The 22413-nt window shown below is 72.1% G+C and carries 18 protein-coding genes, 1 pseudogene and 1 riboswitch; of the genes and pseudogenes, 5 read left to right on the plus strand and 14 right to left on the minus strand.

Annotation, left to right across the window (positions count from 1 at the left end; genetic code table 11):
• Nucleotides 1–6: 6 nt before the first annotated feature.
• Genes ACZ49J_RS28580 through tdh form a run of 3 tightly spaced genes read right to left on the minus strand, consistent with a single transcriptional unit; the run spans nucleotide 7 to nucleotide 3180 of the window.
• On the minus strand, nucleotides 7–915 hold the full coding sequence (locus ACZ49J_RS28580; protein ID WP_467452819.1) for a LysR family transcriptional regulator: 909 nt from the start codon (nucleotides 913–915) through the stop codon (nucleotides 7–9).
• Nucleotides 912–2114, minus strand: coding sequence for a glycine C-acetyltransferase (locus ACZ49J_RS28585; protein ID WP_467452821.1), 1203 nt, complete (start codon nucleotides 2112–2114; stop codon nucleotides 912–914). Before ACZ49J_RS28585 ends, ACZ49J_RS28580 begins: the two co-directional genes overlap by 4 nt.
• Before the next feature lie 37 nt (nucleotides 2115–2151).
• Nucleotides 2152–3180 carry an L-threonine 3-dehydrogenase gene (tdh, locus tag ACZ49J_RS28590; protein ID WP_467452823.1) on the minus strand — a complete coding sequence of 343 codons (1029 nt, stop codon included), beginning with the start codon at nucleotides 3178–3180 and terminating at the stop codon, nucleotides 2152–2154.
• Between the two features lie 284 nt (nucleotides 3181–3464).
• On the opposite strand from tdh, the gene ACZ49J_RS28595 reads away from it, so the two are divergent.
• Nucleotides 3465–5357: a DUF2264 domain-containing protein gene (locus ACZ49J_RS28595; protein ID WP_467452825.1), complete on the plus strand. Its 1893-nt coding sequence runs from the start codon at nucleotides 3465–3467 to the stop codon at nucleotides 5355–5357.
• A gap of 59 nt (nucleotides 5358–5416) precedes the next feature.
• Here ACZ49J_RS28595 and ACZ49J_RS28600 read toward each other — a convergent pair whose 3' ends face one another.
• The 5 genes from ACZ49J_RS28600 to ACZ49J_RS28620 all read right to left on the minus strand — a co-directional run bounded on the left by ACZ49J_RS28600 (nucleotide 5417) and on the right by ACZ49J_RS28620 (nucleotide 9592).
• Nucleotides 5417–5980: a GAF domain-containing protein gene (locus ACZ49J_RS28600; RefSeq protein WP_467452827.1), complete on the minus strand. Its 564-nt coding sequence runs from the start codon at nucleotides 5978–5980 to the stop codon at nucleotides 5417–5419.
• Nucleotides 5981–6008: 28 nt separating this feature from the next.
• A complete protein-coding gene (locus tag ACZ49J_RS28605) occupies nucleotides 6009–6608 on the minus strand; it encodes a GTP-binding protein (protein WP_467452829.1) in 600 nt (199 codons plus the stop codon).
• Nucleotides 6586–6960 (minus strand): DUF742 domain-containing protein, encoded by a 375-nt coding sequence (locus tag ACZ49J_RS28610; protein ID WP_467452830.1) that lies wholly within the window; start codon nucleotides 6958–6960, stop codon nucleotides 6586–6588. The genes ACZ49J_RS28605 and ACZ49J_RS28610 overlap by 23 nt, the downstream gene beginning before the upstream one ends.
• Nucleotides 6957–7391 carry a roadblock/LC7 domain-containing protein gene (locus ACZ49J_RS28615; protein WP_467452831.1) on the minus strand — a complete coding sequence of 145 codons (435 nt, stop codon included), beginning with the start codon at nucleotides 7389–7391 and terminating at the stop codon, nucleotides 6957–6959. Before ACZ49J_RS28615 ends, ACZ49J_RS28610 begins: the two co-directional genes overlap by 4 nt.
• Before the next feature lie 62 nt (nucleotides 7392–7453).
• Nucleotides 7454–9592 (minus strand): sensor histidine kinase, encoded by a 2139-nt coding sequence (locus tag ACZ49J_RS28620; RefSeq protein ID WP_467452832.1) that lies wholly within the window; start codon nucleotides 9590–9592, stop codon nucleotides 7454–7456.
• A gap of 580 nt (nucleotides 9593–10172) precedes the next feature.
• On the opposite strand from ACZ49J_RS28620, the gene ACZ49J_RS28625 reads away from it, so the two are divergent.
• A complete protein-coding gene (locus ACZ49J_RS28625) occupies nucleotides 10173–11279 on the plus strand; it encodes a sulfotransferase family protein (RefSeq protein WP_467452833.1) in 1107 nt (368 codons plus the stop codon).
• Here the strand turns inward: ACZ49J_RS28625 and ACZ49J_RS28630 are convergent.
• Both ACZ49J_RS28630 and ACZ49J_RS28635 read right to left on the minus strand, forming a co-directional pair.
• Complete coding sequence (locus ACZ49J_RS28630; RefSeq protein ID WP_467452834.1) at nucleotides 11193–12497, minus strand: MFS transporter; 1305 nt, start codon at nucleotides 12495–12497, stop codon at nucleotides 11193–11195. The two genes, ACZ49J_RS28625 and ACZ49J_RS28630, sit on opposite strands and share 87 nt — an antisense overlap.
• Nucleotides 12498–12968: 471 nt before the next feature.
• The gene (locus ACZ49J_RS28635) at nucleotides 12969–14153 is read right to left on the minus strand and encodes an MBL fold metallo-hydrolase (RefSeq protein WP_467452835.1); all 1185 of its coding nucleotides are present in this window, start codon (nucleotides 14151–14153) and stop codon (nucleotides 12969–12971) included.
• Between the two features lie 141 nt (nucleotides 14154–14294).
• Here ACZ49J_RS28635 and ACZ49J_RS28640 point away from each other — a divergent pair, with 141 nt between their 5' ends.
• Together ACZ49J_RS28640 and ACZ49J_RS28645 are read left to right on the plus strand one after the other, a co-directional pair.
• Nucleotides 14295–15485: a Glu/Leu/Phe/Val dehydrogenase dimerization domain-containing protein gene (locus ACZ49J_RS28640; RefSeq protein WP_467452838.1), complete on the plus strand. Its 1191-nt coding sequence runs from the start codon at nucleotides 14295–14297 to the stop codon at nucleotides 15483–15485.
• Nucleotides 15486–16096: 611 nt separating this feature from the next.
• Nucleotides 16097–16717, plus strand: a complete 621-nt coding sequence (locus tag ACZ49J_RS28645) for a TetR/AcrR family transcriptional regulator (protein ID WP_467452841.1) — start codon at nucleotides 16097–16099, stop codon at nucleotides 16715–16717.
• Between the two features lie 17 nt (nucleotides 16718–16734).
• Here ACZ49J_RS28645 and ACZ49J_RS28650 read toward each other — a convergent pair whose 3' ends face one another.
• The 4 genes and pseudogenes from ACZ49J_RS28650 to ACZ49J_RS28665 form a co-directional block, all read right to left on the minus strand.
• Entirely contained in the window at nucleotides 16735–17520 is a 786-nt protein-coding gene (locus tag ACZ49J_RS28650) for an SGNH/GDSL hydrolase family protein (RefSeq protein WP_467453010.1), read from the minus strand.
• A 145-nt stretch (nucleotides 17521–17665) separates the two neighbouring features.
• Nucleotides 17666–17767: pseudogene (locus tag ACZ49J_RS28655) on the minus strand (DUF6250 domain-containing protein); the annotation flags it as partial.
• A 175-nt stretch (nucleotides 17768–17942) separates the two neighbouring features.
• Entirely contained in the window at nucleotides 17943–18884 is a 942-nt protein-coding gene (locus tag ACZ49J_RS28660) for a M23 family metallopeptidase (protein WP_467452843.1), read from the minus strand.
• A 4-nt stretch (nucleotides 18885–18888) separates the two neighbouring features.
• Nucleotides 18889–19055, minus strand: a riboswitch (cyclic di-AMP (ydaO/yuaA leader).
• Between the two features lie 293 nt (nucleotides 19056–19348).
• Nucleotides 19349–21421 (minus strand): alpha-galactosidase, encoded by a 2073-nt coding sequence (locus ACZ49J_RS28665; protein ID WP_467452845.1) that lies wholly within the window; start codon nucleotides 21419–21421, stop codon nucleotides 19349–19351.
• A gap of 188 nt (nucleotides 21422–21609) precedes the next feature.
• Here ACZ49J_RS28665 and ACZ49J_RS28670 point away from each other — a divergent pair, with 188 nt between their 5' ends.
• Nucleotides 21610–22407 carry a tyrosine-protein phosphatase gene (locus ACZ49J_RS28670; RefSeq protein WP_467452847.1) on the plus strand — a complete coding sequence of 266 codons (798 nt, stop codon included), beginning with the start codon at nucleotides 21610–21612 and terminating at the stop codon, nucleotides 22405–22407.
• Nucleotides 22408–22413 lie beyond the last annotated feature (6 nt).

The following is a 22413-nucleotide window of genomic DNA, read 5'->3' on the forward strand; positions in this document are numbered from 1 at the left end:
AGGGCATCACCGAGCCCGGGCCGCCGCCTCGCCCAGCGCGTCCAGCACCGGGCGGATCAGCGGATGCTCCTCCGCGCCCCGGCGCACGGCGGCGAAGACCCGGCGCGTGGGCGCGGTGCCGTCGACCGGGCGTACGACGACTCCGGTGAGGTCCATGCCGTGCAGGGCCGAGCGCGGCACGAGGGCGACGCCGGCGTCCGCGCGGGCCAGGGCGACAACCGCGCGGAAGTCGTCCGAGGAGTGCTGGAGGCGGGGCTGGAACCCGGCACTCTCGCAGGCCAGGACCACCACGTCGTGGCAGGGGTTGCCGGGGTACGGGCCGATCCACGGATCCTTGGCCAGCTCCGCGAGGGGGACCTCGGCGGCGTCGGCCAGGCGGTGCGTCACCGGTACGACGGCGTCGAAGGGCTCCGCGTACAGCGGGACGTGGGTCAGGCGCGGGTCGTCCGCGTCCGGAGCGCCGCGGTACTCGACGGCGACCGCGATGTCGGTCTGCCGGTCCAGCACCATCGGCAGGCTGGCGTCGCCCTCGGCGTCCTGGACGCGGACGCGGATTCCCGGGGCCGTGGCGGCCAGCCGGGTCAGCGCCGGGGCGACGACGAGGACGATGCCGGTGGCGAAGGAGGCGACGGTGACCGTGCCGGCCGCACCGGACCCGTACGCCGCCAGCTCCGCCTCGGCACGCTCCAGCTGGGCGAGTACGGCGTTGGTGTGGGCGAGCAGGATCTCACCGGCGGGCGTCAGCCGTACGCCCTTCGCGCCGCGCTCGACCAGACGGTGACCGGTCTCCTGCTCCAGGGCGGTGAGCTGCTGGGAGACGGCCGACGGGGTGAGGTACAGCGCGGCGGCAGCCGCCGTCACCGTACGGTGGTCGGCCACCGCACGGAGGATGTGCAGCCGCCGCGCTTCGATCACGCGACCGATTCTCCCAGCTCCGCCCGCGCCGCCACGAACGCGTCCACCGCACGGTGCACGTCCTCGGTCGAGTGCGCGGCCGACAGCTGCACCCGGATGCGGGCCTGCCCGTGGGGGACGACCGGGTACGAGAAGCCGATCACGTACACCCCGCGTTCCAGGAGCAGCTCGGCCATGCGTCCGGCCACCGCCGCGTCGCCGATCATGACGGGCGCGATCGGGTGGTCGCCGGGGAGGACGTCGAAGCCCTCCTCGGTCATCCTGCGGCGGAACAGGGCGGTGTTGCCGGCGAGCCGGACCCTCAGGTCGTCCGCCGACTCCAGCAGGTCGAGCACCTTCAGCGAGGCCGCCGCGATGACCGGTGCGAGCGTGTTGGAGAAGAGGTACGGCCGGGACCGCTGGCGCAGCAGGGCGACGATCTCGGCGCGCGCGGCGACGTACCCCCCGGAGGCGCCGCCGAGAGCCTTGCCGAGGGTGCCCGTGACGATGTCGACCCTGTCCATGACCCCGTGCAGTTCGGGGGTGCCCCGGCCGCCGGGGCCCACGAAGCCGACCGCGTGCGAGTCGTCGACCATGACCATGGCGTCATGGCGGTCGGCGAGGTCGCAGATCTCGCGCAGCGGTGCCACGTAGCCGTCCATGGAGAACACGCCGTCGGTCACGATCAGCCGCCTCCGGGCGTCGGAAGCCTCCTTCAGCCGCGCCTCCAGGTCCGCCAGGTCGCGGTTGGCGTAGCGGAGGCGGCGGGCCTTCGACAGGCGGATGCCGTCGATGATCGAGGCGTGGTTGAGCGCGTCGGAGATGACGGCGTCCTCGGGGCCGAGCAGGGTCTCGAAGACGCCTCCGTTGGCGTCGAAGCAGGAGGAGTACAGGATCGTGTCCTCCTGGCCGAGGAACGCCGTGAGCCGTGCCTCCAGTTCCTTGTGGACCTCCTGCGTGCCGCAGATGAAGCGCACGGAGGCCATGCCGTAGCCCCAGCGGTCGAGCGCCCGGTGGGCGGCGGCCACGACCTCGGGGTGGTCGGCGAGGCCCAGGTAGTTGTTCGCGCAGAAGTTGAGCACCTCGCCGGGGCGTCCGCCGGCGGTGACGTTCACGGTGGCGGACTGCGGGGTGCCGATCACGCGCTCGGGCTTGTGCAGGCCCGCGGCGCGGATCTCGTCGAGGGTGGCGCGGAGGTCGTCGCGTACGGAGTCGAACATGAGGGCAGGCTCCTGAGATATGTGCGGCGAGGGGGAGTTACGCGGTCCAGTCGAGGATGACCTTGCCGCCGCGGCCGCCGGCCGCGTCGGCGAACGCCGCCTCGAAGTCGCGGTGGCCGTACCGGCCGGTGATCACGGGAGAGAGATCAAGCCCGCCCTCCAGCAGCACCGACATCGCGTACCAGGTCTCGAACATCTCCCGGCCGTAGATGCCCTTGATCGTGATCATGGAGGTGACGATCCGGGACCAGTCGACCGGGAACTCCTCGGCGGGCAGGCCCAGCATCGCGATCCGGCCGCCGTGCGTCATGTTGGCGATCATGTCGCGCAGCGCCTCCGGGCGGCCGGACATCTCCAGTCCGATGTCGAACCCCTCGCGCAGTCCCAACTCCCGCTGACCGTCGGCGATCCGGGAGCCCGAGACGTTCAGCGCGAGGTCGGCGCCGATCTTGCGCGCGAGGTCCAGCCGCTCCTCGCTCACGTCGGTGACGACGACGTGGCGGGCCCCGGCGTGCCGGGCCACCGCGGCGGCCATCAGGCCGATCGGGCCGGCTCCGGTGATCAGCACGTCCTCGCCGACCAGGGGGAAGGAGAGCGCGGTGTGCACGGCGTTGCCGAACGGGTCGAAGATCGCCGCCACGTCGAGGTCCACCGGCACCCGGTGCACCCACACGTTGGACGCGGGCAGCGCCACGTACTCGGCGAAGGCTCCGTCACGCCCGACTCCGAGCCCCACCGTGGCACGGCACAGATGACGGCGCCCGGCGAGGCAGTTGCGGCACTTGCCGCACACGAGGTGGCCCTCGCCGCTGACCCGGTCGCCGGTTTTGATGTCGGTGACGTCGCGTCCCGTCCCGACCACCTCGCCGACGAACTCGTGGCCGACCACGAGCGGGGTGCTGATGGTCTGCCGCGCCCAGCCGTCCCAGTCGCGGATGTGCAGGTCGGTGCCGCAGATCCCGGTCCTGAGGACCTTGATCAGTACGTCTGCCGGGCCGACCTCCGGCTCCGGGACGTCCGCGAGCCACAGACCGGGCTCCGCCTTCTCCTTGACCAGCGCCTTCACTGTGCGGCTCCCGTGCGTGAGGCCCCGGAGCAGGGCGTGCCGAAGAGGCCCGGACCGGGGAGAGGGGTGGGATCTCGTGGGAAATCCTCCGTGCGGTCCCGCCTCCGGTCCATCGAGGTTTTCTTAAGCGCGGCCGCAGCTTTCCTTCACGCGCCGCCCGCACACGTCGCCGGCTGTCGATCTTGTCCGCGCCGTATTGATCCCCTCGCCGCTTCTCGCCGTATTCCTCCTGAGAGGCGCCACCCTGACCAGGCCCCCCACTGCCAAGGAGCCGAAAACCCGTCATGCTGCCAGCACCGCACATGGCCCTGCCGCCCACCGACCGTGTCCTTTCCCCGTTCACCGGCTGGACCCGTGAGCACTGGGAGGTGCTGGCCGACCGGCAACTCGAAGCGCTGTTCCCGTACGCGACACCCGGTTTCGCGCAGTACCGGCTGCCCGGCCGCGGCTCGACCTCGGGTGTGGTCGCCGACGGACTGGAAGGGTTCGCCCGCTCGTTCCTGCTGGCCTCCTTCCGGATCGCGGGAGCCGGCGGGGCCGTCGATCCCCGTCTCACCGAACGCTACGTGCGGGGACTGACATCGGGCTCGGACCGGGACAGCGGTGAGGCATGGCCCGAACTCACCGACTGCTCGCCGCAGATGGCCGAGGCCGCGGCGATCGCGGTGGGGCTGCACGAGACCCGTCCGTGGATCTGGGAGCGGCTGGCCCCCGAGGTCCGGGAACAGCTCGTGGACTGGCTGTGGGGCTTCGTGGGCCGCCGGACCACGGCCGACCACGGACGGCTCTTCCAGGTGGTCGCCTCACAGTTCCTGGCCTCCGTCGGGGCACCGTTCCGGCAGGAGGACATCGACACCGGCCTCGACCGCCTGGAGGACTGGTACGTCGGCGACGGCTGGTACGCCGACGGCGACGGCCGCACGTTCGACTACCACAACGCCTGGTCCCTGCACCTGTATCCGCTGCTGTGGTCCCGGATGACGGGCGGCGACGACGGCGGGCGCGGCCGGGTCTACCGCCGGCGCCTGGCCGAGTTCCTCGCCTCCTACCCGCGGTTCTTCGGCGCGGACGGCGCACCCGTGCACCACGGCCGCTCCCTGACGTACCGTTTCGCCGCGACCGCCCCCGTGTGGCTGGGTGCCCTGGCGGGCTGCACGCCGCTGGCCCCCGGCGTGACCCGGCGTCTCGCCTCGGGCGCCGTACGCCACTTCGTGGAACGGGGTGTGCCCGACGAGCGGGGGCTGCTGCCGCTCGGCTGGTACGGCACGTTCCTGCCCGCGACCGCCGCGTCCTCGGGACCGGGATCGCCGTACTGGGCGGGCACCGCCTTCCTCGGGCTGATGCTGCCGCCCGACCACGCGGTGTGGCGGGAGCGCGAACAGCCGCTGCCCGTCGAGGAGTCCGACCAGTACACCGCGCTCCCGGCGCCGGGCTGGCTGCTCCACGGCACCCGGCACGACGGGATCGTACGGCTCGTCAACCACGGCAGCTCGCCGCGGGATCCCGCCGACGACGATCCGCACGCCACCCGGTTCGGCTACTCGACGGCGACGGCGCCCGAGGCGGGGACGCACGCCCGGGAGCGCAACGTGGACGGCCATCTGGCGCTCCTCGCGCCCGACGGCACTCCGTCGCGCCGGCGCCGCATCCAGCCCCTGCGGTGCGCCGGACGGACGGCTGCGTCGCGCTACGAGGCTCGACTTCCGGGCGTGGAGGGCGCGTTCCCGGTCGAGACGACGAGCGTGCTGCGGGGGCCGTGGGAGATCCGGGTGCACCGGGTGCACGCCCCGGCGGGTGCGGCGGTCCGGGAGGGCGGGTACGCGGTGGCGGACCGGAACCGGCCGTCGGCCGAACGGGGAACGGGCTGGGCGCTGGTGCGGACCGCGGACGGGCTGACCAGCGCGGTGGTGGCCCTCCACGGCTGGGACACGGACGCGGGCATCGCGCGTGAGGTGGAGGCCAACGCGTTCGGCCCGCACTCCGCGACCCCGTACCTGCGGTGCGCCGCCGGTCTGCCCAGCGGCAGCGGAATCTTCGTCACGCTGCTCGCGCTGACCCGCGACACCGTCCATCCGGACGCACTGCGGGAGTCGGTGCTGTGTGCGGTGGAGGAGGACGAGGCGCGGATCACGTTCCCCGAAGGGGACACCGTCGCCGTACGGTTCGCGGCGGGATGACCATGGGGGCCGGTTACCCGGGAGCCGGTTACCCGGGGGCCGGTTACCCGGGAGCCGGGTCAGGGGAACGGCTCCCGGCGTTCGAGCTGCTCGGCCAGTTCGGCGGCCATCGCCTTGATGGTCTCCAGGCCGGCCCGTCCCCACGGGCGCGGGGTGACGTCGGCGACGCAGACCGTGCCGAGGGCGATGCCCGTGCGGTCGACGAGCGGGGCACCGAGGTAGGAGCGGACGCCGACCTCGTCGACGATCGAGTTCCCGGCGAACCGCGGATAATCGCGCACGTCGTCCAGGACCAGCGCCTTGCGTCGAACCACCACATGGGGACAGAAACCGAACTCGCGGGGCATATGGCGGGACACCATGGTCTCAGCACCCTCCGCCTCGACGAGGATGCCGTCGGGCGTGTGCAGTCCGGCGAAGAACTGCCGGTGCTCGTCGATGAAGGTGACCATCGCGTACGGCGTCGAGGCGATCTCCGCGAGCCGCTGCGCGAAGAGGTCGAAACCGGGCTCCGGGTGTGCGCCGAGGCCGAGCAGGCGCAGCCGCCGTACGCGCTCGGGGGCGTCCCGGTCCTCGGGAGTCAGCAGCAGTCGGCCGTGGGGACGGGGCGGGCCGTAGCTCATGGCCGCGCTCCACGACTCATGTCGTCCCTCATGTGTGGGCTCCGTGGCTCGGAGCGTGCGCGGGTGTGTGGGCGAGGAGGTGGCGGACCAGGGTGAGCAGGGTCTGCACACCGGAGCTGGAGATCCGTGCGTCGCAGCACACGACCGGGATCTCGGGGTCGAGGTCGATGGCGGCGCGCACCTCCTCCGGGTCGTAGCGGAACGAGCCGTCGAACTCGTTGACCGCGACGATGAAGGGGAGGCCGCGCTGCTCGAAGAAGTCGACGGCCGCGAAGCAGTCCTCCAGACGGCGGGTGTCGGCGAGGATGACCGCGCCGAGCGCCCCCTCGGAGAGTTCGTCCCACATGAACCAGAACCGCTGCTGGCCGGGGGTGCCGAAGAGGTAGAGCACGTGTTCCTGGTCGAGGGTGATGCGGCCGAAGTCCATGGCCACGGTCGTCTCGACCTTGTTCTCGACGCCGTCGAGGCTGTCGGTCGCGGCGCTGGCCGTGGTGAGCAGTTCCTCCGTGCTGAGCGGCGCGATCTCGCTCACCGCGCCGACGAAGGTCGTCTTGCCGACTCCGAACCCGCCCGCCACCAGGATTTTGAGCGCGGTGGGGAAGGGATCAGAGCTGTCGTCGTAGTCCATCGAGCACTGCCTCCAGAAGAGACCGGTCTGTGGGGTTGTGGAAGGCCGGGGGCCTCTCGGTGAGGGCCCCGCAGTCGACCAGGTCGGACAGGAGCACCTTGGTGACCGCCGCCGGCAGCTTGAGGTGCGCGGCCACCTCGGCGACCGAGACCGGTGCCCGGCACAGGTCGAGTGCCTGGGTGTGCTCGGGGCCGAGGTAGCCGAAGGGGGTGGTTCCGGTGGCCATCACCTGCGTCAGGAGGTCGAGCGCGGTGCTCGGCCGGGTCCGGCCGTTGCTGACCGTGTAGGGGCGCACCAGCCGGCCGGCCGCGTCGTCGAGCCAGGGCCCGTCGCCGGCCGCGGTCGCGCTCAAGGCCGCATCGCCGAGGGTTCGACGGCCGGCTGCCTGGGCGCTGTCATCAGGTACGGGCGGACGCTCTTGACGAGCATGGCCATCTCGTAGCCGAGCACGGCGGCGTCGGCCTCGCGTCCGGCCATGACGGCGAGGCAGGTTCCGGAGCCGGCGGTGGAGACGAACAGCAGGGTCGAGTCGAGTTCGACGACGACCTGGCGCACGTCGCCGCCGTCGCCGAAGCGGACGCCCGCGCTGCGGCCGAGGGAGTAGAGGCCGGAGGCCAGCGCGGCCATGTGGTCGGCGCTGTCCGGATCGAGGCCGTGGACGGATTTCACGAGCCCGTCGCAGGAGAGGAGCACCGCGCTCGTGGTGTGCGGTACGCGCTGCACGAGGCCGCTCATCAGCCAGTCGAGATCGGAAACGTGACCGGTCGGCGCGTCGCTCGCCATGGTGGATCGACTCCTTGGGGTACGAAGGTCTGCGGGAGCGGAGGGGGTGGGCAGGGTGGTCGTCATCCGGTGGGTGTGCTCCCGTCGTGCCGGGCGGTGAGGTCGTGTCCGGGCGCGGGCTCCCGCGTCCCGTGCCCCTCGGGGGGCGCGTGCGCCGTGCGCGCATCGCTCAGGTGGGCCGGGTCCAGGGACGGCGGGACCACTGTCGGGGCGGTGTCCGGGCGCCGTACGCCGAAGGAGGGCACCGTGACCGCGTGCGGGCCGTCCCGCAGGGCGCGCTCCGCGTGGCGCACATCGCTGTGGACGCCGCCCATGTGACTCGCATCGGGACGGGGCGCGGTGTCGGTGTGCGTCTGCTCCATGGGGGCGGGGTCCGTATGGGCCGGCTCCATGGGGGCCGCGCCTGTGTGGGCCGACTCCGTGTGGGCCGGCTCCGTGTGGTGGGCCTCCGCGAGTCCGATTCCCCGCCGGAAGGCGGCCATCAGGCCGGGGTCGTGGCCGACGTAGTGGTCCGGGTCCTGGCGGGGCGTGGGTACGGGGCCGCCGCGGAGCTGGGGGGCGATGTGCTCCTGGGCGCGCCGCCGGGGCAGCTGCGGCTTCCCGATGGTTCCGCGTGCCGTGCCGGTGCGCGGGACCGGTGGCGCGGCCGTGTTGTCCAGGAGAGTCCGCCGGTCGTCGGGGCGGATTCCGGGCAGTGCGTCGGCCGGGGTGGGCCGCTCCTGGCGGGTGTCGCGGACGGGCAGTCGGGCCAGGCCCCCGGGAGTGGTCGGCGTCTGCTGTCGCGGTGCGGCCTGCTCGGTGCCCTGGGCGGCGGGGGCGGGCCCGGGGGCCGGAGCGGAACGGCTCGCGGTCTGCGGATGCCGGGGGCCGGCGGCCGGCGGCCGGGCCCCGGCGAGGCCGACCGGTTGCTGGGGCTGGTAGTGGGACTGCGATGGGGGCCGGGACTGCGTCTGCGTCTGCGTCTGCGTCTGCGGTACGACGCCGGAGGCGCCCGGCTCCGTGCCGAGCAGCCCCTGGGGGACGACGAGGACGGCCTGGACGCCGCCGTAGATGTTGCTCTGGAGCCGGACGTGGATGCCGTGCCGCCGGGCGAGCTGCGAGACGACGAACAGGCCGATGCGTCCGTCCTGGAGCAGGTTCGCGACGTTCACCTGGTCGGGGTCGGCGAGCAGGGCGTTCATCTTGCTCTGCTCGGTCACCGGCATGCCGAGACCGCGGTCCTCGACCTCGACGGCGAGACCCGAGGTGACGATCTCCGCACGCAGCAGGACCTGGGTGTGAGGGGCGGAGAACACCGTGGCGTTCTCGACGAGTTCGGCCAGCAGGTGGATGACGTCCGCGACCGCGTGACCGCGCAGGGTGCCCTCGATGGGCGGCACCAGCTTGACGCGTGAGTACTGCTCGACCTCCGCGATGGCCGAGCGCAGCACCTCGGTCATGGAGACGGGGTTGCTCCACTGGCGGCGGGAGACGGCGCCGCCGAGCACGGCGAGGTTCTCGGCGTGACGGCGGATGCGGGTGGCGAGGTGGTCGACGTGGAAGAGGCCCTTGAGCAGGTCGGGGTCCTCGATCTCGTTCTCCAGCTCGTCGAGGATCGAGATCTCGCGGTGCACGAGGGACTGCAGGCGCCGGGCGAGGTTCACGAAGACCTCGACCTTCTGTTCGCTGCCGGCCTGGCTGGAGAGCTGGGAGGCCCGGACGACGGCGGTGACGGCCGCGTCCTGGGCGTGCGCGAGGTCCTCGGCGAGCAGCTCGAACTCGTCTGCGTCCGCGGCGGGTTCGCCGCGCGGCTTGCGGGCGGGCGGGCCCTCGCCGCGGCGCAGCGCCTCGACGAGGGCCCGCAGGTCGGCCTCACCGCGGGCGCTGGTGCGGCGCAGGGCACCGAGGCGTTCGCCCACGGACCTGGCGGCTCGGTCGGCGGCCACCGCGGCGATCACGATGCCCGCGAGAGCGACGCCGACGGCTCCGGCGAGCACCGCCCACAGGACGGGGCTGGGGCGTGCCCCGGTGGAGCGGACGGTGAAGAGCACGGCCGCGCAGGCGCTGAGCGCCACCGCCGTGGGCGGCAGGACCGCCAGGCGCAGCAGCTGTGGCCGTATCGGCGTCTCGGGCAGCGAGGGGGTGGTGCGGGCGACCGGCCGTCCGTGCCGGCCGCCCTCACGGCGGTCCGCACGGGCGGTCGGTGCGCGAAGCTGAGACATCGGTGTCCTTGAACTGGTGCGTCGGGGGCGTGGGGGGCTCCCGCGTCTGCGCGACCCGGGCATGCGCCATCGCGTGCCGGTCGAAGGAACCGAAGAATTCGGCCCTGTGTCGCCCGACGGCAACTCACAGTAGTCGCCAACGCGTCAGGACCGGTGCGCAGTTGGCAAAGTCCCCCGCGAAGCTTCCCGCCCTGGTATGAGCCTTCGTACGACAGGCCGATAAACCTTCGGACGCCCGTTCCCTACGCGGAAATGATTCGATCAGGGCTGGTCAGAAGCGGTCAGGAAAGGAAACAGAGGGCCGAAGGGCGCTGCAGCCCTCACTCCTCGGAAACGGGGGGAATTCACCCGGCGGGAACTGTTTCCAGCTCCCCGGCGCCCTCTGCGATCCCGTCGCGGGCGTCACCCGTTGTGGTGACCGGTCGGCCTTCCGGGGCGGGCAAACCACCTATTGGGGTGACGGCGGGCGCCCGCCACCGGAGGGCCGTTCGCACGTGCCCGTGTGGAGATGGTGCGGTCCCGGGCAGTACTGCGGTAGCTGGGGTTGTTCCCGAGTGTCGCGAAGCCGCGGAGGGTGACTGTGCGTTCCTTGACCTTCGTCATCGGTACGGGGCGCAGCGGTTCGACTGCGCTGTCTCGCATCCTCAACGCGCACCCGGACGTACTGAGCCTCAACGAGTTCATGGCCTCCGTGGGCGATGTCGCCTTCCCCGCGGGGACGGTGACCGGTGAGGAGTTCTGGCAGTTGCTCTTCCGGCCCGCCCCACACTTCGAGCGGATGATCCGCAGCGGGCTGCCGCTGCCGGAGTTCCTGTACACACGCCGCCCCGGGAGATACGCGGCGGAGACCACCGGGATACCCGCGCTCTCCCTTATGGTGTTGCCTCACCTCACCGACGACCCGGACGGGCTCCTCGACGAGCTTCGCGCATCGGTGGTCCGATGGCCCGAGCGCACCGCCGCCGAGCACCACCGAGCGCTGTTCGGCCTGCTGTGCGCGCGGTTCGGACGGACCGCCGTCGTGGAGCGCTCCGGTTACTCGACGGGCTGGGCGCCCGGGTTGCGGGCCGCGTTCCCGCAGGCGAGGTTCGTGCACATGTTCAGGGACGGGCCGGACTGCGCCCTGTCCATGAGCCGTCATCCCGGCTACCGCGCGATCTCCCTGCTGCGCGAGATCAAGGCACGGGCCGGCGTCGACAGTTTCGCCGGCCTGACCGACGAGCACGTGCGCTCGCTGCCGGCGGATCTCGCACCGCTGCTCGACGAGCGCTTCGACGCCGCCCTCGTGCGCGACAGGGACATCCCTCTGCGGACGTTCGGCGCCCTGTGGTCCGAACTCGTCACCGACGGCGCCGGGTTCCTCGGCCGCCTGCCCTCGGACCAGCGCACCACACTCGCCTACGAGGACCTCCTCGACCATCCGGCCGAAGAGCTGACCCGCCTGGCCGAGTTCATCGGCGTCGACCCCCTCCCGGAGTGGCTTCGCACCGCGTCCGCACAACTGGACCCCGGCCGACGCGGCTCCGCCCGGAGACTGCCGGCGGCCGAACTCGTCGAGCTGAGGGAGAGCTGCGCCCCGGGCACCCGTGTTCTGAGTGCCTCACGCGGGCGGGACCGGAGTCTCCGGCGGGGCGGGAAGCGTCCGTCCCAGGCGGGCGAGTGGGGACAGGGCCATCAGGGCCGGTGACAGCAGCATGCCCGCGGCTGTCACCAGGAGGCTGGTGCGCGTCCCCCACGCTTCCGAGAGAAAGCCGCCGAGCAGCGAACCGAGCGGGGTCAGCCCCATGCCGACGAAGTTGATCGTCGCGGCCACGCGTCCCTGCATCCCGTCCGGAGTGACCGTCTGCCGGACGGCCATGACCGTGACATTGACCAGCTGGCTGAAGGTCCCGAAGACGAAGTTGACCGCAAGGAGCGCGGTGACCGTCACCGTGGAGGAGCCGTGCAGTGCGGGCACCAGCAGGAACACGCCGTCGCCGAGTGCTGCCGCTGACACGAGCACGGCGCCGTGTCCGAAGCGGCCCGGCAGGCGGGCGGCCAGCAGCGAGCCCAGGAGCGCGCCCGGCCCGGTCGCCGCGAGTGCCAGGCCGACGGCGGTGCCCGACAGGTGCAGATCCCGCGGCAGGAACAGCAGGTAGACGGTCATCACAGCCGCCAAGGAGAACTGGAAGGCGGCTGACGCGAGGCACACCGTCCGCAACGAGGTGTCACCGGCGACGAAGCGGAAGCCCTCCTGGATCCGCCGCCAGACCCGAGGAGGACGTTCGGAGCGTTCCGGGACGGATTCCCGGCAGCCGATCCGTCGGATCGACAGGAACGACAGCGCGAAGAACACCGCGCTGGAGGCGGCGGCGATCGGCGCCGACAGCGCGGACACCAACGCACCGCCGAGAGCCGGCCCGCCGATCTGCGCGGCGGACCGACTGCCCTCGAGCGCGCTGTTGCCCCGCACCAGCTGATCGCGTTTCACCAGCCGCACCAGGGACGCCTGGTACGCCACGTCGAAGAACACGGACAGGGCCCCGACGGCGAAGGCGACCACGAGCAGCGCGGGCAGTCCGAGCCCACCGAGGAGGCCGACCACGGCGGCGGCGCCCAGTGCCAGGGCACGGCCGGCGTCCGTCAGCACCATCACCGTACGGGTACGCCACCTGTCCACCCACGCCCCGGCGAAGAGCGAGAGCAGCAGGATCGGTGCCTGCCCCACCGCGCGCAGTGCGCCCAACTGACCGGCACCGGCGTCGAGGGTCAGGACGGCGAAGAGCGGCAGCACCACAAGGCCCGCGTGTTCGCCCAGTTGGGAGGCCGTCTGGCCCACCCAGAGCCTGCGGAAGTCGCCGTCCCGCCACGGGCTTGACGGAACAGGCCGACCGGAGTCGGATACGGCGGAGGAAGAGGACGGCACAGGGACCCCTCGGATGACCGAAGACGAGACCCGCCAACCGGCGCACGCCAGGCGCACCGGCCGTTTCAGGCAGCGGGAGAGGAAGGCTCGCTGTGCCGCGCGTCAAGGGCAGCACGCGATGACAGGCCGCTGGGGCTCACATGTCAACGCGTGCTCGGACGACCGACCATGTCTTCACTCCTCGTGAGTCACTCGCTGGGCGGAACACTAACTCCCACGGGGCAGGGCACGAAAGGCGATTGCGCGCCGGGCAAACGGCGGAAGGATCCCGGCTGTTCGCGCCGGGTCACGAGCGTGGGGGCCGGGGCGACCGTGCGCAGCGCGGGGTGCCGTCCGCCGACGAGCATCCCGCACGCGCGCCTGGACCCGCACGACGTCCCCGTTACCTGTGCGGAGTGAGAGGGACGCCGGCCCAGGTGTCCCGGCCATCGTCGCCCGCCCCGGGCCGGCGCCTCACGAGGTGGCGCGAAGTCAGCCCTCGCCCACGAGGTCGAGGTCGTCACGAGACGCCTCCGGAGTGACCTCCGGAACGGGCCACGTGCGGTTCAGCGGCAGGGACACATCCCGCCACCAGGGGTGCGCCGGTAGGTCTCCCGCGGGTTCGAAGGGTTCGCCGGGCCGGGGCAACGCCACCGCCTGCCCGGCCCCCTCGGCGGCGTCCTTCGTCCACTCGCCGGGCTCCGCCCAGGGGTGGGGAGCCAGGTTGAATGTCGCCCAGTGGATCGGCAGCATCACCCCGGCCGGGTTCCCGCCCTGAAGGTCGAGGTGGGCGCGCATGCCTTCCTCGGGGGTCATGTGGATGTCCGGCCAGAACTCGCTGTACGCGCCGATCTGGATCATCGTGGCGTCGAAGGGGCCGTGCTCGGCGCCGATGTCCTTGAAGCCCTCGAAGTACCCGGTGTCGCCGCTGTGGTAGATCCGGTGCGTCTCGCCCGCGACGGCCCAGGAGGCCCAGAGCGTGTGCTGGGCGTTGCGCAGTCCGCGGCCGCAGAAGTGGCGGGCCGGGGTGGCCGTGAGGGTGAGGCCGCCGATCTCCGTGGACTCGGCCCAGTCCAGCTCGCGTATCCGCGTCTCGGAGACGCCCCAGCGCTCCAGGTGTGCGCCGACGCCGAGGGGCACCGCGAACAGCGTGTCCGTGCCGGCCAGGGACTTGATCGTGGGCAGGTCGAGGTGGTCGTAGTGGTCGTGGGAGATGACGACGACGTCGACCGGGCCGAGCGCGGCCAGCGGCAGCGGCACGGGGTGCAGCCGCTTGGGCCCGGCGAAGGCGAACGGGGAGCAGCGCTCGCCCCACACGGGATCGAAGAGCACGCGGTGGCCGTCGATCTCGGCGAGGACGCTTGAGTGCCCCATCCATGTGATCCGCAGTCCGCTCGCCGGCGGCCGTGCCAGGTCGTCGAGGGTGGTGGAGTGCGTCGGCACCGGGCCGGTCGGCGCGCGGCGGACGCGCTCCTCCTTGCGCAGGTAGCGCTTCGCCATGTCGAGCGCGGCGCCGCCCGCCGGACGCACGCGCGTGCCCTCCGGGTTCACGAACGCGCCGTTCGCGAAATTCGGCGATCTGCGGATCCGCTCCAGGCGCGCACCGCCCGGATCCGCGCCGAAGGCGACGGGACGCAGCCCGCGCAGCCCGGAGCTCGTGGAACGGAAACCGGACACGGCCACCTCCTGGTGATGTCACTGAGGCATTCCATTATGGTCCGCCCCTCCGACAACGGGGGGCCCACCAGGTGGCCGCGGAGTGGCATGCTGAACGACAATTCAGTAGCCGCCGTCGGCTCGCAGCCCCGAGGAGACCCGATGCACGACCCCCTCATGTCGCTCACCTGGACCGATCACCTCACCGGTCGCCGCGGCTTCCTCGTGGTGGACCGGCTGGTGCGCTCGGTCGCCAGCGGCGGACTGCGGATGCGGCCGGGCTGCACGCTTGAGGAGGTCGCGGGGCTGGCCCGGGGCATGACCCTGAAGGAGGCGCTGCACTACGACCCGGAGGCTCACCCGGAGAGCCGCTACATCCCCCTGGGGGGCGCGAAGGGCGGCATCGACTGCGACCCCCGCGATCCGGAGGCGTACGGCCTGCTGGTGCGCTACCTGCGCGCGATGCGCCCGTACGTCGAGAGCTTCTGGACCACGGGTGAGGACCTCGGCCTCAGCCAGGGCCTGGTGGACCGGGCCGCCGCGGAGGCGGGGCTCGTCTCGACCGTCCAGGCCGTGTACCCGCTGCTCGACGACGAGGCGGAGGCCCGGCGGCGACTCGCGGACGCCTTCGCCCTGAAGGTCGACGGCATCGGGCTGGACGAGCTGGTCGGAGGCTGCGGGGTGGCCGAGTCGGTGCTGACCGCCCTCGACCGGGCGGGTGTGCGGCACTCGGGGACACGGGTCGCGTTGCAGGGACTGGGCACCATGGGCGGGGCCACGGCGCGCTTCCTCACGCGCGCGGGGCTGAGCGTGGTGGCCGTCGCCGACGTCAAGGGCACGATCAGCAACCCTCAGGGGCTCGATGTCGAGGCGCTGCTCGCCGCCCGCGACCCGTACGGGACGGTCGACCGCGCGGTGCTGCGCCCCGCGGACCGGGAGCTTGCGGGTGAGGCCTGGCTGTCGGCCGACGCGGAGGTGCTGGTGCCCGCGGCGGTCTCGTACGCGATCGACGCCGGGAACCAGGGGCAGATCACGGCGCGCTGGATCGCCGAGGCCGCGAACATGCCGGTCCTGCCCTCGGCGGAGGAACCGCTCCGTGCGCGCGGAGTCACCGTCCTGCCGGACGTCGTGGTCAACTCCGCGACGAACGCCTGGTGGTGGTGGACGCTGTTCGGGGACATCGGGGCGGACGCGGAGGAGGCGTTCGCCCACGTCCGCCGCTCGATGCGCGGGCTCGTCGACCGTGTGCTGGCCCGCGCGGAGGCCGACGGAACGGCTCCGCGCGCGGCCGCCCACGCTCTCGCGGCGGACCGGCTACCGGTGATCGCGGAGCGTTTCGGCTGGTACCGCTGAGCCTGCTCGGCGCGATCGTTCCCCGCCCTCCCTCACGCGGTCGTTCCTCGCCCTGCCCCGATCGGCAGAGGAACAGGGAGGAGAACCGGACCGGCAGCTCGCCGTGGCTGCCCCGCACCGTCCGGCATGGGACCTCGGTTCCGGGGACGGATGCCGCGCAGATGGGGGAGCCGTGTCGGAGCATGGGCACGGGCGGGCCCCGGCGGCCGACAGGCGGCCTGAGGGCTCCTCGTCGCCGGGCAGGTGCAGGCCATCGCCGCGTACATGCGGTGCCCGCCCGCCGTCGAGGACGGTGTCGGCCCCTCGGCGGTCACCGCCCTGCGCGAGGAGCCGAAGAACCTGACGGAGCTCCAGGCCGCGCAAGGACGGCAGACGGACCTCGCGGAACGGGCGGGCCGACGCGGCACGAACCTGGCCGGCGTCACGCCGCGGCCGCGATCACCCGGATCCTGGCCGGTACGGCCCTCGCCGCCCAGGTCGCTCCATGGCCGCCGCTGTGGTGTGCCCTGGGCGGCGCGGCGGTGCCGGGGCTCCTGACCGTCGCCGCGCTCGCATGCCCGCCTCCACGAGCACGCCCGTGCGTTCGGGAGGCGACGCACTAGGGTTGCGACGTGACCAGAGTGCGGTTGAGCGTGGCGGAGCGGCGTGAGGAGTTGCTGCGGGCCGCCGTCGAGCAGATCGAGGCGCGGGGCGTGGCGGCCGTACGCATCGCCGACGTGGCCTCGGTGCTCGGGGTGAGCAACGCGCTGGTGCTCTACCACTTCTCGACCAAGGAGAAGCTGGTGGCCGAGGCGTTCACGTACGCCGCCGAGGACGACCTCGCCCGTCTGCGGGTGCTGCTGGGCCGCCGGACGACCGCGCTGCGGCGCCTGCGGGCGGCCGTCCGCTGGTACGCGCCGACCGGGCAGGCCAAGGGCTGGCGGCTGTGGATCGAGGGCTGGGCGGCGGCACTGCGCGAGCCCGCGCTGCGGGAGGTGACGCGCGGCCTCGACCGGCAGTGGAAGGCCGCGATCACCGAGGTCATCGCGGAGGGCGTGGCGGCCGGCGAGTTCCAGTGCCCCGACCCCGCTGCCGCCGCCCTCCGCCTCACCGCCCTGCTGGACGGTCTCGCCGTACAGACCACCGCCTACGAGGGCGCCGTCTCCCGCACCCGCACCCTGGAGTGGGCCGACGAGGCCCTCGCCCGCGAACTGGGCCTGGAGCGGGAGGCGCTGACGGCGGCGAAGGCCTGAGCTCCGGACGGCGCGCTTCAGACCACCGACGCGATCCGCGTCCTGATGTCGTCCGGTGACAGGGCTCCCTTGGCCACCACGCGGTCTCCGGAGGACTCGCCGCGCAGACGGCGGCCGATCCAAGGCACCAGGTACTCGCGGGCCCAGTGGATGTCGTCCCGGCGGACCTCGAAGGTCCCGCGCGGTGGGAGGGGAGGCCAGGGCTGGTCGGGGTCGGCGGGGATCTCCAGGCCCAGGACCTGGCCGGCCCGCAGCGCCACCCGCGTGTGGCCCTCGGGCGACAGGTGGAGCCGGTCGTCGTCCCAGGCGCGCCGGTCCTGGATGGTCTTCAGCGACCACAGGTCCAGGACGGGGCAGCCGTACCGGTCGGCGATCGCGCGCACGTGACCGTTGTACGTGGCGATCTTGCCGCGCAGGTGCTTGAGGACGGGCACGCCCCGGGTGTCGAAGCCGGTGGTCACCATCACCGTGCCGACCGCGGAGGCGAGATCGGCGACGGCACGCTCGAAACGCTCGGCGACCTCGTCGGGGTCGGTGCCGGGGCGGATGATGTCGTTGCCGCCGGCGCAGAAGGAGACCAGGTCCGGGGCGAGTTCCCTCGCGCGCGGAAGCTGGTCCGCGACGATCTGGTCGAGCAGTTTCCCGCGTACGGCGAGGTTGATGTAGGTGAAGTCGCCCTCCGGGCGCCGGTCCGCGAGGAGTACCGCGAACCGGTCGGCCCAGCCGACGAACGCCCCGTCGGGGCCGGGGTCGCCGACGCCCTCGGTGAAGCTGTCCCCCACCGCCACGTACGACCCGATCACTGATCTGCTGTCATTCTTCGAATCGTCTGCCACATCGGACCATGATTCACCGTGAGGTGTGAGCTACGCGACCGTAGGAAAGGGTTGACGGACGGTGAGATAAGCCACTCGTCAAGTGTTGGTCAACTGCGGAATACGCCCTTCATCAGGGACGTCGAGTGAGCCGCCAGACCCGGAATCCTGTGATCCGGAAGTGGCTCCACGTGGTCCTGAAAGCGAAGTGCCCGCCCGTGTACGGCTGCGGCTCCCGCACCAGTGTCGAGACATCGACCAGCCATGCCACACCGCGGCGCGCCGGTCAGGACCCGCCGGCGGTCGTCCCGGAGGAGCGGCCGGCACGCCGAAGGCCGGACCCCGGGCTCGCGGGGTCCGGCCATCACCGGCGCGTGACGCGAGGGACGCGTCGGATGCGGAGCGGTACGTCAGATGCCGACGCCCTTCGAACGCAGGTATGCCAGCGGGTCGATGTCCGAGCCGTAGTCGGGGCCGGTGCGGATCTCGAAGTGCAGGTGCGGGCCGGTGACGTTGCCGGTCGCGCCGGAGAGGCCGATCTGCTGGCCTTCGCTCACGCTCTGCCCCGCGGAGACGGACAGCTGGGACAGGTGGGCGTACTGCGCGTAGTGGCCGTCGGCGAGCTGGATGACGACCTGGTTGCCGTACGCGCCGCCCCAGCCGGCGGAGACGACCGTGCCCGCGCCGACGGCCTTGAGGCTGGTGCCGGTCGGGACCACGAAGTCGACGCCCGTGTGGTAGCCGCTGGACCACATGCCGCCCGGCGTCTTGTAGGGGGTGCCCACGGTGGCGCCCGCGACGGGGAGCGTGAAGCCGGAGCCGCCGGTGTCCGCGCTCTGGGTGGCCGGCGTGGTGGGGGCCGACTCCTTCGCGGGTGTCTCGGTCTTCTTGGCCTCGGTCTTCCGCGGCGCGCTCTTCTTCGGCGAGGACGCGGTACTGCCCGATGCCTTGCCGCCGAGGGTGAGTTTCAGGCCCGGGTGGATGAGCGACGGGTCGGAGCCGACGGCCTCGCGGTTGTCCGCGTAGATCCGCTTCCAGCCGCCGGCGACCTGCTGCTCCCGCGCGATCTTGGAGAGGTAGTCTCCGCGACGCACCGAATAGACGCGGGTCTCGGCCTTCTTGGCGGTGGCGGGCTGACCGGCCTGCTCCGCCGCGGCCTTCTCGCTCTTCTCGGTGACGGTCTTCTCGGAGACCGCCGTCATCTTCTGCGAGGCGGAGTCCGCGGTCGCGGCATGGGCCCCGGTGGCCCCGATCAGCGGAAGTGCGAGTGCGGCGCCACCGGTTCCGGCGGCGGCTATCGAACGGGTGAAGCGCTGGGGCTTCGGGCGGCGATGCTTACCCCTCGCGGGCATGACGAATTCCTCTCCGGCGCCTACGAGGTGAGCTGTCGGGTGCGGACTGGAGATGCCCGGCCGTACGCGCGCACGGCTTAACCCCAAGCCTGTTCCGGAGACCGGAACAGGCGGTACTGCCTGTGGGTCCCCCGCTCCTGCCGTGCACGGGTGAGTTGGCGGCTCCGGGCGGCGGCAGGATTCGGCGTCCGTCCGGATTGAGGGGAACGTAAGCGACTTACGGGCATCCGGACAACCATTGGGGTTTCCTGTGCGTCTCGTCCCCCGGCCCTTTCAGGACTTCACCCTCACTCTCCGTAAATGAACGATCTTCACCTTTTCTTAACCGCCCTGAAAATCTACGCGCATTACGTGAACATGACGGCGACTCAGCGTCACGGATATGACGCTGGTCACCCACCTCCGACCCACCCGGCCTTATTCCAGGGCCACTTGGACTCAAGGCTCCATTTCGGACAGAACACTCAGATGCGGCGCAGCCGGATAACCGTCGCATCGAAGTCCCCCCGCAGCCCCGTGGACAGCCCGTGATGCGCCAGCACCACACCCGGGTGAACTTCACCCGATTCACGGCATTCGTACGACTTCGCCGGATCGAGGCCGCGCAGCCTGAGCGGAGCGACCGGCTCTCCGTAGTGCTGGGCCTGGAGCCAGGCGAGGACGACGACCTCGTCGCCCAGGGCGTACTGCACCGCGCTCAGCCCTCCGGACGGCGGCCGCAGCCGGTAGAGGTCGCCGCGCTGTACGACAGGCCGGATCTCCTTGTAGAGCTCGACCCACTCGCGCGCCTCGGCGAGTTCCTCCTCACTCCACTTCGTGAGGTCGCCGCCGACGCCGAGCACTCCCGCCATGGCGCTCACGAACCGGAAGCGCAGGGAGCTCACCCGGTCGTTGAGCTGGGTGTTCGGGCTGTCGGTCACCCAGGCGGCCATGACCCGCGCCGGGTGGATCTGGCTGAACCCGTGCTGGATGGCGAGCCGGTCGAGCGGGTCGGTGTTGTCGGAGGTCCACACCTGGTCCGTGCGCGACATGACTCCGAGGTCGATCCGGCCGCCGCCGCCCGAGCAGGACTCGAAGGCGACCCCCGGGTGCGCGGCCCGCAGTCGGTCGAGCAGACCGTAGAACGCGTGCACGTGTTCGACCCACAGCTTCTGCGGGTACGGCTCGCCGGGCCAGCCGGCATCGGTGAAGCAGCGGTTGAAGTCCCACTTCACATAGTCGATGGGCGCACTGGAGAGCAGGGTGTCCAGCTTCTCCCAGAGGTACTCCTGGACGTCCTCGCGGGCGAGGTTCAGTACGAGCTGATTGCGGAATTCCGTCCGCTTTCGTCCCGGTTGGTACTGCACCCAGTCCGGGTGCGCCCGGTACAGGTCACTGTCCGCGTTGACCATCTCGGGTTCGACCCAGATGCCGAACTGCATGCCGAGCGCGCGCACGTCCTCGGCGAGCGGCTTCAGTCCGGCCGGGAAGCGGTCGGGGTTGGGCGTCCAGTCGCCGAGCCCCGCCCGGTCGCTGGTCCGCTCGCCGAACCAGCCGTCGTCGACGACGAACAGCTCGATCCCCATGGCGGCGGCCCGGCGCGCCAGTTCGCGCTGCTGGTCCTCCGAGATGTCGAACTCCGTGGCCTCCCAGGAGTTGTAGAGCACCGGCCGGTCCTGGTCCGCGTCGGGGATGACGTACGCGCGCTGGTACGCGTGCCAGGCGCGGCTCGCCCCGCCGAAGCCGCCGTCGCTCCAGAGTCCGGCGAAGACAGGGGTGGTGTACGACTCCCCCGCGGCCAGGCGCAGCAGGCCCGAGTCGTCGTAGCCGATGCCGCCGGTGATCTGTACGCGCGTGTCGGGCAGCTGGGCCACGCAGATGCGCCAGCTGCCCGACCAGGCGAGCGCGCACCCGTAGACCTCGCCGCGCTCCTCGGCCGTCCCCTCGGTGTCGAGCGCGACCCACGGCAGGTGCTGGTGCCCCGTGTGGCCGCGGCGGCTGCCGATGACATGGTCACCGTAGGTGAGGTCCGTGCGGACGAGCTGCGACTCGGCGGCCCACCTGCCGTGCACCTGGGACAGCCGCCAGCCCTCGCGCAGCGGCAGCGTCCAGGTCGCGGAGTCGGCGCGCAGCACCTCCACCGCGGGGCCCTCGTTGGTGAGCGTCACCCAGCGTTCGACGACGTCGTGGCGCATCCGGTAGTGCAGCGTGATGCCGAGTCCGTTGTCGGTGAACCGCAGCCGCAGTTCACCGTCCTCGGCCTCGTACGCGCGGAAGGTCCACTCGGTACCGCGGACCTCGTCGGTGCGCACGGACAGCGCGGGCCGCACGAAGCGGGGGCCGCCCTCGACCGGGTACTCCTCGAGGCCGTCGAGCTGGGACTCGAACCCCCGGTAGGGGGGAAGCGGCCGGGCCGCGAGTCCCTCGGCGTCGGCGAGCCCGATCCGCGGACCCCAATGGAGGTGCAGGAGGGTGTCGTCCTCGGTGAGAGACAGCGCGTAGCTGCTCGTGGGTCCCGAGAGCAGCCAGGTACGACCGTCTCCGCCGATCTCCAGCATCAAGCCTCCAACACATTCGAACAGGTGCGATCAGGCCTGAACATCATCAAGTCAACCCGGCCCCATGGCAAACGCCCGCCGCCTCCTGTGGACAACTCCGTGGCCTACGAAGCCATGTCGTATCGTCGAGGACGCAACGCCGGTGTGCGGAGCCGAGCACCGCCGGCGGCCGGATGGGAGGAGCCCACGTGACGCAGCAGGTCCCGTCGACCGAGCCGGAGCTGACCGGAGTGCGGAACTTCCGGGACGTGGGAGGCCTGCCCACCGTGGACGGCCGGCGTGTGGCCCACGGGCGGCTGTTCCGCAGCGGTCACCTCGCGCACGCGACCGACGAGGACGCCGCGTTCCTGGCCTCGCTGGGCCTGCACACGATCTTCGACTTCCGCAACGCGGCCGACCAGAAGCTGGAGGGCCCGGACGTCGACCTGCCGGGCGTGCGGAACGTCAACCTGCCGCTGACGGACCCGGCGGACGGTGCCGAGTTCTGGAAGATGGTCCGCGACGGCGACCTGGACCAGCTGCGCGCCCTGCTCTCGGACGGCAAGGCGGCCGGCCGCATGATCGGCTCGTACCGGATGATCATCCGGCACCGCACGGCCGAGCACTCCCAGGTGCTGCACGCCCTGGCCGAGGACAGCGTGCCCGCCCTGATGCACTGCGCGGCCGGCAAGGACCGCGCGGGCCTGTCCATCGCCGTGACGCTCCTCGCCCTCGGTGTGGAGCGCGACGCCATCGTCGCCGACTACCTGGAGTCGGCCGCCGCCCACCGCCGCTACAAGGTGCACCGCAGCAGCAAGTCGGCCGGCGCCTACTCCCCCGAGGTCATGGAACTGCTCGACCCGCTGTTCGACGCGCGGGCCGAGTACCTGGAGGCGGCGTTCGAGACGATCGAGGGGACCTGGGGCGGTGTGGACACGTACCTGGAGCAGGGCCTGAAGGTCACTCCGGAGATCCGGGAGCGGCTGCGCGAGCGCCTCCTGGACTGAGGGCTA

The sequence above is a fragment of the Streptomyces sp. NPDC030840 genome (assembly GCF_055572015.1).